Annotated in this window: 13 protein-coding genes and 1 pseudogene; 7 read left to right on the top strand and 7 right to left on the bottom strand. The window is 62.6% G+C overall.

All coding sequences use genetic code 11. From position 1 onward, the window contains the following. The first annotated feature begins 119 nt into the window (after positions 1-119). Positions 120-1,058 (top strand): LysR family transcriptional regulator, encoded by a 939-nt coding sequence (locus ACQZ2L_RS20965; RefSeq protein WP_430327682.1) that lies wholly within the window; start codon positions 120-122, stop codon positions 1,056-1,058. On the opposite strand, the gene ACQZ2L_RS20960 is transcribed toward ACQZ2L_RS20965, so the two are convergent. Both ACQZ2L_RS20960 and ACQZ2L_RS20955 read right to left on the bottom strand, forming a co-directional pair. Next, entirely contained in the window at positions 1,055-1,540 is a 486-nt protein-coding gene (locus ACQZ2L_RS20960; RefSeq protein WP_430327681.1) for a GreA/GreB family elongation factor, read from the bottom strand. The two genes, ACQZ2L_RS20965 and ACQZ2L_RS20960, sit on opposite strands and share 4 nt — an antisense overlap. Further along, positions 1,540-1,926, bottom strand: a complete 387-nt coding sequence (locus tag ACQZ2L_RS20955; protein ID WP_430327680.1) for a hypothetical protein — start codon at positions 1,924-1,926, stop codon at positions 1,540-1,542. The genes ACQZ2L_RS20960 and ACQZ2L_RS20955 overlap by 1 nt, the downstream gene beginning before the upstream one ends. 131 nt (positions 1,927-2,057) lie before the next feature. On the opposite strand from ACQZ2L_RS20955, the gene earP reads away from it, so the two are divergent. Beyond that, entirely contained in the window at positions 2,058-3,191 is a 1,134-nt protein-coding gene (earP, locus tag ACQZ2L_RS20950) for an elongation factor P maturation arginine rhamnosyltransferase EarP (protein WP_430327679.1), read from the top strand. 48 nt (positions 3,192-3,239) lie between these two features. Continuing rightward, positions 3,240-3,809 carry an elongation factor P gene (efp, locus tag ACQZ2L_RS20945; protein ID WP_101321573.1) on the top strand — a complete coding sequence of 190 codons (570 nt, stop codon included), beginning with the start codon at positions 3,240-3,242 and terminating at the stop codon, positions 3,807-3,809. A gap of 63 nt (positions 3,810-3,872) precedes the next feature. On the opposite strand, the gene ACQZ2L_RS20940 is transcribed toward efp, so the two are convergent. The 3 genes from ACQZ2L_RS20940 to ACQZ2L_RS20930 form a co-directional block, all read right to left on the bottom strand. After that, on the bottom strand, positions 3,873-4,301 hold the full coding sequence (locus tag ACQZ2L_RS20940; RefSeq protein WP_430327678.1) for an organic hydroperoxide resistance protein: 429 nt from the start codon (positions 4,299-4,301) through the stop codon (positions 3,873-3,875). Between the two features lie 128 nt (positions 4,302-4,429). After that, positions 4,430-4,885 (bottom strand): MarR family winged helix-turn-helix transcriptional regulator, encoded by a 456-nt coding sequence (locus ACQZ2L_RS20935; protein ID WP_430327677.1) that lies wholly within the window; start codon positions 4,883-4,885, stop codon positions 4,430-4,432. Between the two features lie 57 nt (positions 4,886-4,942). Beyond that, positions 4,943-5,896: a LysR substrate-binding domain-containing protein gene (locus tag ACQZ2L_RS20930; protein ID WP_430327676.1), complete on the bottom strand. Its 954-nt coding sequence runs from the start codon at positions 5,894-5,896 to the stop codon at positions 4,943-4,945. Between the two features lie 112 nt (positions 5,897-6,008). On the opposite strand from ACQZ2L_RS20930, the gene ACQZ2L_RS20925 reads away from it, so the two are divergent. Continuing rightward, complete coding sequence (locus ACQZ2L_RS20925; protein ID WP_103438148.1) at positions 6,009-6,758, top strand: sulfite exporter TauE/SafE family protein; 750 nt, start codon at positions 6,009-6,011, stop codon at positions 6,756-6,758. Between the two features lie 45 nt (positions 6,759-6,803). Here ACQZ2L_RS20925 and ACQZ2L_RS20920 read toward each other — a convergent pair whose 3' ends face one another. After that, positions 6,804-8,150 (bottom strand): class II 3-deoxy-7-phosphoheptulonate synthase, encoded by a 1,347-nt coding sequence (locus ACQZ2L_RS20920; RefSeq protein ID WP_430327675.1) that lies wholly within the window; start codon positions 8,148-8,150, stop codon positions 6,804-6,806. 121 nt (positions 8,151-8,271) lie between these two features. On the opposite strand from ACQZ2L_RS20920, the gene ACQZ2L_RS20915 reads away from it, so the two are divergent. Both ACQZ2L_RS20915 and ACQZ2L_RS20910 read left to right on the top strand, forming a co-directional pair. After that, positions 8,272-9,027: a spermidine synthase gene (locus ACQZ2L_RS20915; protein WP_430327674.1), complete on the top strand. Its 756-nt coding sequence runs from the start codon at positions 8,272-8,274 to the stop codon at positions 9,025-9,027. 535 nt (positions 9,028-9,562) lie between these two features. Continuing rightward, positions 9,563-11,291, top strand: a pseudogene (locus ACQZ2L_RS20910) (DEAD/DEAH box helicase). A gap of 65 nt (positions 11,292-11,356) precedes the next feature. Here the strand turns inward: ACQZ2L_RS20910 and ACQZ2L_RS20905 are convergent. Next, on the bottom strand, positions 11,357-12,124 hold the full coding sequence (locus tag ACQZ2L_RS20905; protein ID WP_430327673.1) for a DODA-type extradiol aromatic ring-opening family dioxygenase: 768 nt from the start codon (positions 12,122-12,124) through the stop codon (positions 11,357-11,359). 102 nt (positions 12,125-12,226) lie between these two features. Between ACQZ2L_RS20905 and ACQZ2L_RS20900 the strand changes: the two genes are divergently transcribed. Next, complete coding sequence (locus ACQZ2L_RS20900; RefSeq protein WP_430327672.1) at positions 12,227-12,877, top strand: thiopurine S-methyltransferase; 651 nt, start codon at positions 12,227-12,229, stop codon at positions 12,875-12,877. The last annotated feature ends 18 nt before the right edge of the window (positions 12,878-12,895 follow it).

The raw sequence follows: 12,895 nt of genomic DNA, 5'->3' as shown, positions 1-12,895 counted from the left end.
GGCGAACTCCTGCTGGTGGGCAAGGCGAAAGGCCTTGGCATGGGCGCAGTATCCGCTGCTGATTAGCTACTGATAAGCTGCTAATCACTATCAGCAGAGTAAACCCTGGGTTGCTAATCATGGCCATCGAGTCATTCAGTACGCTGGAATGCTTTATCCGCAGCGCCGAGGTTGGCAGCTTCGCCGAAGCGGCCCGGCGGCTGCGCCTGACGCCGGCCGCGGTGGGCAAGAACGTTGCTCAGTTGGAGGCGCGCCTGGGTGTGCGCCTGTTTCAGCGCAGCACCCGCAAGCTGACCCTGACCGAAGCCGGGCAGCGCTTCCTGAGCGAGGTCAAGGACAGCTTCGGCACTATCCAGTCGGCCATGGCCAACCTCGCCAGCGCTCAAGGGCAGCCAGCCGGACTGTTGCGGGTCAGCATGGGCACGGTGTTCGGGCGCCTGTACGTGCTGCCGCTGCTGGGTGAGTTTTTGCAGCGTTACCCGGCGATCACGCCGGATTGGCACTTCGATAACCGCCAGGTCGACCTGATCGGCCAGGGCTTCGATGCGGCCATCGGCGGCGGCTTCGAGCTGCCGCCGGGCGTTGTGGCGCGGCGGCTGACCCCAGCGCATCGGGTGCTGGTCGCGGCGCCTGGGTTTATTCAAGGGCGCGCCGCGATCAATCAGCCGGAAGATCTGCTCGAGTTGCCCGGCATTCTTATCCGCTCGCCGCAGACCGGCCGCGTGCGCGCCTGGCCATTGACCAGTCGCTGGCGTGAGCAGCGACCGCTGCCGTTGCGTCAGGCCATGACCATGAGCGACTCCGATGCCGCCTGCGCGGTGGCCCAGCAAGGCCTGGGGATTGCCCTGGTCAGCTTGCCCTTTGCCGTGCCGTATCTGCGCGCAGGCCTGCTGCAACGGGTGCTGCCGGACTGGTACGTGGATGATGGCAACATCAGCGTCTACTACGCCGGGCACAAGCTGCTGCCGGGCAAGACCCGTGCATTCATCGACTTTGTCGTCGAGCAGTTTGCCGAGCAGGGCCTAGCCAGTGCCTTTGATGCGCTGGAGGGGCTTTAGGCGACGGCGATCACGGCGGATACCTGGGCCGCGCCTGCCACCACCAGACTCACTTCGTCGTCCAGTCGCTTGCCGACCAACACTTGCCCCAGTGGTGAGCGCGGGGTGATCACGGTCACCTGCTGCGGGCCGTGGCCAATCTTCAGGCCGGCGCCCTCCGGGCCAATGAACACCCGACGCTGATCGCCTTGTTCGTCTTCGAGGGTGACCAGGCTGCTGATCTGAATGCCGCGTGCCGGGTCGTAGTCACGCAGCACCAACTGTTGGTAGGTCAGCAGCGCCTGGCGGATCTCGGCAGCGCGACGGGCCTGGCCGGTGGCCAGGTAGGAGGCCTCCAGGCCAAGGGTGTCGTACTTGTTTTCGGCCTTGTTTTCTTCGGCGGTGGCGGCTTCATAGGCGACCTGCGCGGCCCGCCGCAGTGCCTCGACGTCGGCTTCGAGGGCGGCGACGATGGCGCTGAGGACTTCGTTCTTGTTCAGCATCAGTAACAGAACTCGAGCACGTTGGCCTGGCTCTTGTCGGTCGGCGCGGTGCGGTTCTGCTGCAGCCAGAACTGGCACTTGGGCTTGTTCAGATTACGCGGGTTGCCTTCGGCGGCCGCTGCGGCCTGCTCAGCTTCCTGGTTGTGCAGGATGTCCTTGTAACGCTCGAACATCTGCGCCTGGGCATCGCTGGGTGCGGCCGGCGCCGGTGCTACGGTTGCCGGTGCCAGCACCTGAGCGACCGGCTGCACCTGTTCGGGCCACAACCGCGTCGCCAGCCACAGGCTCACGGCAATGGCGACGGCGCCAAGCCACAGGCCGAAGGCAATACACAGCACCAGTTGCACGGGCTTGAGGGTAATCTTCAGTTCACGGCGGCGGTACATGGCGGCCTCCTGGCAGGGCGGGGTGGCGAGCATTGTCGCATGGCCGCCGACAAATAATCAGCGCAGCGCTTTTGTCGGCAGGCGTTTATCCGCAAAATCGCGGGTTTTACCGCGCAGCATGGGGGACGGCGATGAAAGCCAGCTGGGATATCTTCTGCACCGTTGTGGATAACTACGGTGATATCGGCGTGACCTGGCGTCTGGCCCGCCAGTTGGTGGCCGAACACGGCCTGGCTGTGCGCTTGTGGGTCGACGACCTGAACGCTTTCGTGCCGCTGTGCCCAGCCGCGGACGCCAACGCCGAGCAGCAGTGGCACGAGGGTGTTGACGTACGCCATTGGCCGGCAGCGTGGCCGGCTACTACACCGGCCGAGGTAGTGATCGGTGCTTTTGCCTGCCAGTTGCCGCCGGCCTACATCGAAGCGATGAGCGCGCAAGCGACGCCGCCATTGTGGCTGAACCTTGAGTACCTGAGCGCCGAAGACTGGGTCGAGGGCTGCCACGGTTTAACGTCGCCGCAGCCCAACGGCCTGCGCAAGGTGTTTTTCTTCCCGGGCTTCACCGTCAGGACTGGCGGCCTGTTGCGCGAGGCAAGTCTGCTGGCGAGCCGCGACAGCCTGCAGTCAGCGCCGCAGGAACGGGCAGAGTTTCTGGCAGAACTGGGCGTGCAGGTCGTCCCTGGCAGCCGTCTGTTGTCGCTGTTCGCTTATGAGAACGGCCAGCTTGGCAGTTGGCTGCAGGCGCTGGCGAGCGCGGCGCAAGCGACTCATCTGCTGGTGCCACAGGGACGAATTCTGGCGGACCTGGCGGCTTGGCTCGAAGTTGCCACGCTGGCGCCGGGTGCGCTGCATCAGCGCGGCGCATTGACTGTGCAGGTGGTGCCATTTGTCAGTCAGGGTGATTACGACAAGCTGCTGTGGGCGTGCGACTTCAACGCCGTGCGCGGCGAAGATTCGTTCGTGCGTGCACAGTGGGCCGGGGTGCCGATGCTGTGGCATATCTACGTGCAGGACGAGAATGCCCACTGGGAAAAACTCGAAGCGTTCCTGGCGCTCTATCGCCAGGGCTTGTCAGACCCGGCCAGTCACGCGCTCACCGCTTTATGGCGGGCGTGGAACATCGATGGCGACATGGGCCAGGCCTGGCAAGCGCTGCAGCCGCACTGGGATGAACTGCAAACGCACGCCCGCCAATGGGGCGCCACGCAGGCCGCTCAGCCGGACCTTGCCACAGCGCTAGTACACTTTTGCCGAAATTCGCTATGATACGCGGCCTCGATTTTTATAAATCCATCCAGATTCGGATATTTCGCAATGAAAACTGGTAAAGAAATCAAACCCGGTACCGTTCTGCGCATCGATAACGATCCGTGGCTGGTTCAGAAAGCTGAGTTCACCAAGTCGGGCCGTAACAGCGCGATCATGAAGACCAAGCTGAAAAACCTGCTGACCGGCTACAAGACTGAAACCGTATACGGTGCAGACGACAAGCTGGACGACGTGATCCTCGATCGCAAAGAAGCGACCCTGTCGTTCATCAGCGGTGACTCGTACACCTTCATGGACACCAGCGACTACACCATGTACGAGCTGAACGCCGAAGACATCGAGGCCGTTCTGCCGTACATCGAAGAAGGCATGGAAGACGTCTGCGAAGCAGTGTTCTTCGAAGACCGTCTGGTATCGGTTGAACTGCCGACCACCATCAGCCGTAAAGTTGTCTACACCGAGAACTCGGCACGTGGCGACACTTCGGGCAAGGTCATGAAGCCTGCCAAGCTGTCCAACGGTACTGAAGTTCAGGTTGCTGACTTTATCGAAATCGACGAAATGATCGATATCGACACCCGTGACGGTAGCTTCAAAGGCCGTTCGAAGAAGTAATTACTTCAGCCGAACGCAAAAAAAACCCGGCGCTGGCCGGGTTTTTTTATGCCTGAAGATTATTCAGACGTTCACATGCAAGCGTACATCGACGTTGCCGCGGGTGGCATTGGAGTACGGGCAGACCTGGTGTGCCTTGTCGACCAACTCCTGCGCTGCAGCTTGATCCAGGCCGGGCAGGTTGATCTCAAGGTCGATGTCCAGGCCAAAGCCGCCGGGGATCTGGCCGATGCCGACCTTGGCGGTGATCGAGGTATCTGCTGGCAGCGGCTGCTTAGCCTGGCCCGCGACGAACTTCAGGGCACCGATGAAGCAGGCCGAGTAGCCGGCTGCAAACAGCTGCTCGGGGTTGCTGCCTTCGCCGCCGGCGCCGCCGAGTTCTTTCGGCGTGCTCAGTTTGACTTCGAGCTTGCCGTCGTCCGAGCGGGATTTGCCATCACGACCACCGGTAGAAGTGGCTTGGGCAATGTACAGCGGAGTGACCTTTTGCATGACTAGCCTCGCGTAATGTGCTGCGCGCCGTGGCGCTGGTTGGTGTGGGATTTAAATTAGCGCGCAATTAGCTTGCGCGCAAGATAAATCACTGACCGTTTGTCGGGGCGGTTGTCCCAGCGTAGTTGCTATACGGCTTTTTGCAGGCTGGCGCGCAGGTCCAACAGCTCCGCCTGCAACTGCTGGAGCCGCTCCAGGCTACGCCCGCTGGCTTGCAGAATGCACTGCGGCACGCGCTTGGCATCATCGTGCAGGGCATGGCCCTTGTCGGTCAGTTGGACCAGTACCACCCGCTCGTCCTCGCGACTGCGGGTGCGCTTGAGCAGGCCTTCGCTTTCCAGGCGCTTGAGCAGTGGGGTCAGCGAGCCAGGGTCTGTCAGCAAGCGGTTGCTGATTTCACCTACGGTCAGGCCGTCCTGCTCCCACAACACCAGCATCGCCAGGTATTGCGGATAGGTCAGGCCCAGCGCCTGCAGCAACGGTTTGTAAACCTTGGTCATCAGCAACGAGGTCGAGTGCAGGGCAAAACAGACCTGGTTGTTCAGCAGCAGCTCGTCGCAAGGGGCTTTAGTGTCGGCGTTCATGCAGGTCCTTGAATTCTTCAGATTTAAAATCTAGCACGCTGATAACTGGCGCGCTCACTACCAGCGTAATTCGCTGCGCAGGGCAAGATCCCACGGCGGCAACGGACTGAACCGGCTCTTGAGGAATTCGAGCAGCAAGCGGCTGCGAGAGTTCGTTTCATGTTCCAGGCGTAATGCATAGATACCGCTGGTCTCGGCTGCAGGCAGGCCGTTTTGACAGAATAACGGCACCAGCTCGCCGCGCAGCAGGTGCTCGCTGATCAGCCAGGTCGGCAGGTGCGCCACGCCCAGACCGGCCAGGGCGCCGCACAGCAGTGTCTCGGCGTTGTTGGCGGACATGCGCATGCGGCTGGGCCGATACAGGCGCAGTTGGCCGTCGACGTTGAAGCGCCAGGCAAATGGTGGGGCCAGACCGTCCCAGTCCAGGCCGTCGTGCTCTGGCAGTTCGCTGGGGCAGTTGGGCAGGCCACGGTTGGTCAGATACGCCGGGCTGGCGCAGGCCACGCGGACCATATAGGCCAGTGGTGTAGCAACCAGGCGGGTGTCGGCCAAGGGGCCGGCGCGCAACACCAGATCGACCTCGCCCAGATGGCTGCCGTGCAGGTCGACGAAACTGTCGATCAGGCGCAGGCGCACGTCCAGGCCGGGGTACGCCGCGAGAAAATCGGCTATCGCCGGGGCCAGGTGCAGGCGACCGAAGGCGGCCGGGGCGTCGATGCGGATCAGCCCTTCAGGGGCGTTACTCAGCGAGACCGCTTCGGCGCGAGCCAGGCGCAGCTCTTCGATGATGCGCCGTGCGCGTTCGGCAAAGGCCTTGCCGGCGGGCGTCACGCGTACGGCGTGGGTGCTGCGCACGAACAGCCGGCTGCCGATTGCCGCTTCAAGACTGTCGATACGTCGGGCCACGGCCGAAGGAGTCAGAGGATGGCGCCTGGACGCGGCGGAAAAACTGCCGGTGTCGAGCACGTCAAGGAACAGGCTGAGCTGTTCGGTAAGGGTGTCAGGGTTCATTCAGGCTCTGCTTGTGCGAGATACGCAAAGCCATTGTGCGCTGCTGTGCGTTTCCCTACCAGCCCGCAATGGTTAGCATGTACACATTGTGTAACAGGCAGATGAGGCCCTGATGATCGAGTGGTTGCTGTATATCGTATTGGGCGCTGCATTGGGCACAGTGGGCGGGTTGTTCGGCATCGGTGGCGGTTTGATCGCAATCCCGGCGCTGGGCGTGTTGTTTGGCCTGGACCAACAGCTCGCGCAAGGCACTGCGCTGGTGATGGTGGTGCCTAACGTGTTGCTGGCGCTGTGGCGCTACAACCAGCGCAACCGCATCGAACTGCGTTATGCCTTGCCGCTGTCGCTGTGCAGTCTGCTGTTTGCCTGGTTGGGCTCGATCTGGGCGGTCGGCATCGATGCCCATTCGATGCGACTGGGCTTTGTCGGCTTTTTGCTGGCGTTGGTGGTGTGGAATCTCGCGCGGATGTTCATGCGCACCGCGCCGGCCAGCAGCCAGTTGCGTTATCCGTGGCCGTGGCTGGGTGTGCTCGGCTGTTTTGCCGGGACCATGGGCGGGCTGTTCGGGGTTGGCGGCGCGGTGGTCGCTACACCGGTCCTGACCAGTGTGTTCGGCACCACTCAGGTGGTCGCCCAGGGCCTGTCGCTGGCATTGGCAGCGCCGAGCACCTCGGTGACTTTGCTCACCTACGGCCTGCACCACAGTGTTGACTGGCAGATGGGCGCTGCCCTGGCTGTTGGCGGGCTGCTTAGCATCAGCTGGGGCGTGAAGCTCGCGCACGCCTTGCCCGAGCGCGTGCTGCGCATGATGTTCTGTGGCTTTTTGGTGGTGTGCGCCGTGTTGCTGGCCTACGAGCTGTAAGCCGGTCGCGCAGTCACTGGCTGGCAGTGACTGCACGGCAGCAGGTCAGCGACGGACCTGCTTGAGGGTTTCGGCGATGAGGAATGCCAACTCCAGCGACTGGTCGGCATTCAGCCGTGGGTCGCAGTGGGTGTGGTAGCGGTCGGACAAGCCGTCTTCGGTGATCGGACGGGCGCCGCCGATGCACTCGGTGACGTTCTGCCCGGTCATCTCGATGTGAATGCCGCCAGCATACGAACCTTCGGCCTGATGAACCTGGAAGAAATGCTTCACCTCATCGAGGATCTGCGCAAAGTCGCGGGTCTTGTAGCCACTGCTGGCCTTGATCGTGTTGGCGTGCATCGGATCGCAGCTCCACAGCACCTGGCGGCCTTCGCGCTCAACCGTGCGGATCAGCCCCGGCAGATGCGCGCCTACCTTGCCCGCGCCCATGCGCACGATCAGGTTCAGGCGGCCTGGATCGTTGCTCGGGTTGAGCACGTCGATCAGCCGAATCAACTCCTCAGGATCCATGCTCGGGCCGACCTTGACCCCGATCGGGTTGTGCACACCGCGCAGAAACTCGACATGCGCGCCATCGAGCTGACGGGTGCGGTCGCCGATCCACAACATGTGCGCTGAGCAGTCATAAAAATCGCCGGTCAGGCTGTCGCTGCGCACAAACGCCTGTTCGTAGTTCAGCAGCAGCGCTTCGTGGGCAGTGAAGAAACTGGTCTCGCGCAGCTGCGGCGCGCTGTCCAGGCCACAGGCGCGCATGAACGCCAGGGTTTCATCGATGCGGTCGGCGAGCTGGTGATACTTGTCGGCCAGCGCCGAGTTGGCGATGAAGTCGAGGTTCCACTTGTGCACCTGATGCAGGTCGGCAAAGCCGCCCTGGGCAAACGCGCGCAGCAGGTTGAGGCTGGCGGTGGACTGGTGATACGCCTGCAGCAAGCGCTCGGGGTCGGGGATGCGGCTGGGCGCGTCGAAGCCGATGCCGTTGACGATGTCGCCGCGATAAGCCGGCAAGGTCACCTGGCCGATGGTCTCGTCACCGGCCGAACGCGGTTTGGCGAACTGCCCGGCCATGCGTCCGACCTTGACCACCGGGCAACCGGCCGCAAAGGTCATGACGATGGCCATCTGCAGCAGCACCTTGAAGGTGTCGCGAATCTTCGCGGCGGAAAACTCGGCAAAGCTCTCGGCGCAATCACCGCCTTGCAGCAGAAACGCCCGGCCCTGGGTGACCTCGGCAAATTGCCGGCGCAGCTCGCGCGCTTCACCGGCAAACACCAGCGGCGGATAGCTGGCCAGGGTCTGCTCGACCTTGGCCAGGTGCGCGGCATCGGGGTAGCTCGGCTGCTGCTGGATGGGCAGGGCACGCCAGCTTTCGGGGCCCCAGGGTTGATTCATTGCGGGCTCGTTATGGGCTGTTATGGGCGATGGCTCATGGTATCAGGTGGCGGCGTGCTTGTTGCACCGCAGGCATTGACGGACAATGGCGCTTTTGTGCGCGGTGCAGGCGGGAGTGGTAATGACTAACGAGCGGGAAGAGCGGCTGCTGGCTCGGGTCGAGGATGCCTATGGCATCGTCAGCGTTTACGAGGTCGAGGATTATCGTTTTCTCGAGTTCGGTGAGGCCATCGAGCAGAGCTGCGTGTTCACCGCTGACCCGAGCTGGCTTGAGTACGACTACACCCGGGCGATGTTGATCGGCGCGCTGTGCCACGAGCTGCCCGAGAGCGCGCTGTTTCTTGGCCTGGGGGCCGGTACGCTGACCCAGGCGTGCCTGAAGTTCCTGCCGTTGGATGACGTCGAAGCCATCGAGCTGCGCCCGGATGTACCGCGGCTTGCCATGGAATACCTCGGCCTGGACGATGACCCGCGGTTGTATGTGCGCATCGGTGATGCGGTCGAGTTGCTGCCGACAGCCGAGAAGGCTGACCTGATCTTTGTCGACCTGTACACCGACCATGGGCCGGGGGTCGCGCATCTGGCCTGGAATTTCCTCGAGCAGTGTCAGCAGCAGCTTAACCCAGGCGGTTGGCTGGTGATCAACCAGTGGGCCGGCGATGACGGCAAGCCGCTGGGCGCGGCGCTGCTGCGTGGGTTGTACCACCGGCATTATTGGGAGTTGCCGGTGAAGGAAGGCAATGTCGTGGTGCTGGTGCCGGCCGAATATGATCAGGAATTGCAGATCGATGAGTTGCGCGCGCGGGCCGAGGCGCTGGCGCCGCAGTTGGGGTACAGCCTTGAGCACCTGATCAAGGCGATTCGGCCGGCTACTTGAGCCCTCTGGGGCCGCTTTGCGGCCCTTTTCGACCGGCCCGGCGCCCCGGCAAGGCCGCTCACGGTCCGCGCCGTGTCAGGGCCTACGCGGCATTTTGTGGGAGGGGGCCGCTTTGCGGCCCTTTCGCGACACAAGGCCGCTCCTACAGGGACCGCGCCGTGTCAGGGGTGATGCGGACTGGGTAGGAGCGGCCTTGTGTCGCGAAAGGGGCGCAAAGCGCCCCCAAAATTGACGTCCCACTACACTTTTCCATCCTTGCCACTCGCAAAAGCCGAACCGATTCAGCCCTGAACACCCACTCCACCACGGCCCAGAAAAAAATCTCACCGCAATAAAGGATTTCGGGTATAGTACGCGCCGGTCTTTTAGCGGGCCGCAAAATCAGGTGGTGCAAATCCTCCGAGTCCAGCTTCGGCTGCACGTCCGCTAGTCGGACCTTCTCAAGTATTTCTTTTTCAATCGTTTTCGCAAATCCCCGCCGCCAAAACTGCCTGGGTGACCTTTGGGTCTTTCAAGGCATGTGCAGTTTTGGAGCATGGGTCTTTGCGGATGCACATAGAGGCAGACCCATGACCCAGGAAACCGGCGGATTCGCCGCTCTCGGACTTAACCCGAACATTGTTGCTGCTGTAATGGCCACCGGCTATGAAGAGCCGTCCGCTATTCAGCATCAGTCGATCCCGATCATCCTCGACGGTCATGACATGATCGGCCAGGCGCAGACCGGCACCGGTAAAACCGCTGCCTTCGCTCTGCCGATCCTGAATCGCATCGATGTGAGCAAGCGCGAACCGCAAGCCCTGATCCTGGCGCCAACCCGTGAGTTGGCGCTGCAAGTTGCTACCGCATTCGAAACCTACGCCAAACAAACGCCGGGTATCAATGTAGTGGCTGTGTACGGTGGCGCCCCGATGGGCCCACAGCTGCGTGCCATTCGTAACGGCGCTCAGATCGTTGTAGCCACCCCTGGCCGCCTGTGCGACCACCTGCGCCGCGACGAGAAAGTCCTGTCGACTGTTCAGTACCTGGTACTCGACGAAGCCGACGAGATGCTCAAACTGGGCTTCATGGACGACCTCGAAGTCATCTTCGACGCCATCCCTGCGACCCGCCAGACCGTGCTGTTCTCCGCGACCCTGCCGTCGTCGATCCGCAGCATTGCCGAACGTCACCTGCGTGACCCCAAGCACGTCAAGATCCAGAGCAAGACCCAGACTGTAACCGCGATCGATCAGGCTCACCTGATGGTTCACGCTGACCAGAAGATCGCGGCTGTCCTGCGTCTGCTGGAAGTCGAAGAGTTCGATGCCCTGATCGCCTTCGTGCGCACCAAGCAAGCCACTCTGGATCTGGCCGCTGCCCTTGAAGCCAAAGGCTACAAGGCTGCTGCGCTGAACGGCGACATCGCCCAGAACCAGCGTGAGCGCGTTATCGAGTCGCTCAAGGATGGCCGTCTGGACATCGTTGTCGCTACCGACGTCGCTGCCCGTGGTCTGGACGTACCGCGCATCACCCACGTATTCAACGTGGACATGCCGTACGACCCAGAGTCCTATGTGCACCGTATCGGCCGTACTGGCCGTGCCGGTCGCGAAGGCCGTGCACTGCTGCTGGTGACTCCACGTGAGCGCCGCATGCTGCAGGTTATCGAGCGTGTGACCGGTCAGAAGGTTGCTGAAGCCCGTCTGCCTGGCCCACAAGCTGTGCTCGATGCGCGCATCAAGAAGCTGACCGCAAGCCTGGCGCCACTGGTAGCCGAAGCAGAAGCCACCCACGGCGACCTGTTCGACCGCCTGACCGCTTCGCTGGAATGCACCCCGCGCGCTCTGGCTTCGGCCCTGCTGAGCAAAGCCACCAACGGTCAGCCGCTGGACCTGGCTTCGGTTGAGCGCGAGCAGCCGTTGGTACCAACCGGTGCCCCGCGTGGCGAGCGTACCGAGCGTAGCGACCGCCCTGATCGTGGCGAGCGCAGCAGCAGCGATCGTGGTGACCGTGAGCGCCGTGCGCCAATGCCACTGGCCGAAGGCCGTGTGCGTTGCCGTACCGCTCTGGGCGCTCGTGACGGCATTGCCGCCAAGAACCTGCTCGGCGCGATCCTCAACGAAGGCGGCCTGGCCCGCGATGCTATCGGCCGTATCCAGGTACGCGACAGCTTCAGCCTGGTCGAGCTGCCGGAAGATGGTCTGGAGCGTCTGCTGACCAAGCTCAAGGACACCCGCGTAGCCGGTAAGCAGCTCAAGCTGCGCCGCTATCGCGAGGATTGATCCTGGCGCACTAAAAAAATCCCCGATTGATTCGGGGATTTTTTTTGCCTGAAAAACGCCCAGACTCAATCGAAGCGGTAGATGTCCATGCCCAGCGCGCCGAGGGTGAAGCCTTGATGGACCACGCCAAAGCGCGCCCCTGCACCCATCGCGAAAAACAACGGCAGCAGATGCTCGTCGCTCGGGTGGTTACGCACCGCATGCGGTGCCTGGCGCCGGTAGTCGAGCAGGGCAGGGCGGTCATCCGCCTCCAGCCTGGCCACGACCCAGTCGCGAAACGCCAGCGCCCAGGGCTCTACAGCATCTGGCCCAGCGTGCCAGTCCAGCTCGCCGAGGTTATGGGTAATGCTGCCTGAGCCGATCAGCAGGATGTCATCTGCGCGCAACGCGGCAAGTGCCTGGCCGACGCGCAGTTGCAGCTCAGGCCCGGCTTGGCTGGGCAGCGACACCTGGACTACGGGAATATCGGCCTCGCGGTACATCAGCGACAGTGGTACCCAGGCGCCATGGTCGAACGGCCGCTGGTCATCAAGCCGCGCGGGCAGGCCGGCAGCGCTCAGTTGCTGGCTGATCTGACTGGCCAGCTCGGGCGCACCCGGTGCTGGGTATTCAACGGCATATAGCGCAGGCGGGAAGCCGCCGAAGTCGTGCCAGGTCGCGGGTTGCGGGTTGCTCATGACCAGCAGCTCGCGGCTTTCCCAATGGGCTGAGACCAGGACGATGGCTTTGGGTCGAGGCAGCTCGCGGGCCAGCCCGGCCAGGGCCGGCCCGCTGGCGCCAGGTTGCAGGGCCAGCATCGGCGAACCGTGGGAGATAAACAGGCTGGGCAACATGATGGCGCTCCTGAAGACTAAGATGAGGCCATCTTCAAGCAGATTCAGATCGACTTCCAATATAAGTTGTTGCAGTGACTGATCGAAAAACCAGGAGGAAGCATGCAGGCTGCGTTTTGGCACAAGAAGTGGGCAGACAACCAGATCGGTTTTCACCAGAGGCAGGTAAATCCCTATTTGCAGGCGCACTGGTCGGCCCTGCAACTGGCGCCTGGTAGCCGGGTACTGGTGCCGCTGTGTGGCAAGAGCCTGGATTTGCTCTGGCTCGCCGGGCAGGGCCATCAGGTGCGTGGGGTGGAGTTGTCCGCTCAGGCCATCGAGGCGTTTTTTGCCGGCAACGGGCTGCAGCCAGAGGTGTCCCGCCAGGGCCAGTTCGAGGTCTGGCGCAGCGGCGAAATCGAGCTTTGGTGTGGCGATATCTTCGACTTGCAGGCGGCTGACCTAGCTGAGTGCGCTGGGCTGTATGACCGTGCGGCACTGATTGCCTTGCCACAGGAAATGCGCAGCAGCTATCTGCAGTTGCTTGGCAAAGGCTTGCCAGCTGGCGCCCAAGGCCTGCTGGTGACCCTTGAATACGATCAGGCGCGCATCGACGGTCCGCCGTTTTCAGTGGCTGAGCATGAAGTGCAGGAAGGCTATGCAGGTTGGCAGGTCGAGGCGCTGGAGACTCAGCAGATCATTGCCGAAAGCCCTAAATACAGTCAGGCCGGCGTGAGCAGCTTGTTGGAGAGGGTGTATCACTTGCACCGCTGAAGCGGCCTGAAACGCACC

It is taken from the genome of Pseudomonas shirazensis, from assembly GCF_050496565.1.
GTDB lineage: Bacteria > Pseudomonadota > Gammaproteobacteria > Pseudomonadales > Pseudomonadaceae > Aquipseudomonas > Aquipseudomonas shirazensis_A.
Note: the sequence above shows the minus strand (reverse complement) of the source record. Positions and strands in the feature narration are given on the sequence as shown.

Bases quoted from the DNA above. Each gene is read 5' to 3' on its own strand.
- ACQZ2L_RS20930 (WP_430327676.1), bottom strand. From the start codon at position 5,896: ATGAACCCTGACACCCTTACCGAACAGCTCAGCCTGTTCCTTGACGTG.
- ACQZ2L_RS20900 (WP_430327672.1), top strand. From the start codon at position 12,227: ATGCAGGCTGCGTTTTGGCACAAGAAGTGGGCAGACAACCAGATCGGT.
- ACQZ2L_RS20965 (WP_430327682.1), top strand. From the start codon at position 120: ATGGCCATCGAGTCATTCAGTACGCTGGAATGCTTTATCCGCAGCGCC.
- efp (WP_101321573.1), top strand. From the start codon at position 3,240: ATGAAAACTGGTAAAGAAATCAAACCCGGTACCGTTCTGCGCATCGAT.
- ACQZ2L_RS20955 (WP_430327680.1), bottom strand. From the start codon at position 1,926: ATGTACCGCCGCCGTGAACTGAAGATTACCCTCAAGCCCGTGCAACTG.
- ACQZ2L_RS20960 (WP_430327681.1), bottom strand. From the start codon at position 1,540: ATGCTGAACAAGAACGAAGTCCTCAGCGCCATCGTCGCCGCCCTCGAA.
- ACQZ2L_RS20940 (WP_430327678.1), bottom strand. From the start codon at position 4,301: ATGCAAAAGGTCACTCCGCTGTACATTGCCCAAGCCACTTCTACCGGT.
- ACQZ2L_RS20935 (WP_430327677.1), bottom strand. From the start codon at position 4,885: ATGAACGCCGACACTAAAGCCCCTTGCGACGAGCTGCTGCTGAACAAC.
- ACQZ2L_RS20915 (WP_430327674.1), top strand. From the start codon at position 8,272: ATGACTAACGAGCGGGAAGAGCGGCTGCTGGCTCGGGTCGAGGATGCC.
- ACQZ2L_RS20920 (WP_430327675.1), bottom strand. From the start codon at position 8,150: ATGAATCAACCCTGGGGCCCCGAAAGCTGGCGTGCCCTGCCCATCCAG.
- ACQZ2L_RS20905 (WP_430327673.1), bottom strand. From the start codon at position 12,124: ATGTTGCCCAGCCTGTTTATCTCCCACGGTTCGCCGATGCTGGCCCTG.
- ACQZ2L_RS20925 (WP_103438148.1), top strand. From the start codon at position 6,009: ATGATCGAGTGGTTGCTGTATATCGTATTGGGCGCTGCATTGGGCACA.
- earP (WP_430327679.1), top strand. From the start codon at position 2,058: ATGAAAGCCAGCTGGGATATCTTCTGCACCGTTGTGGATAACTACGGT.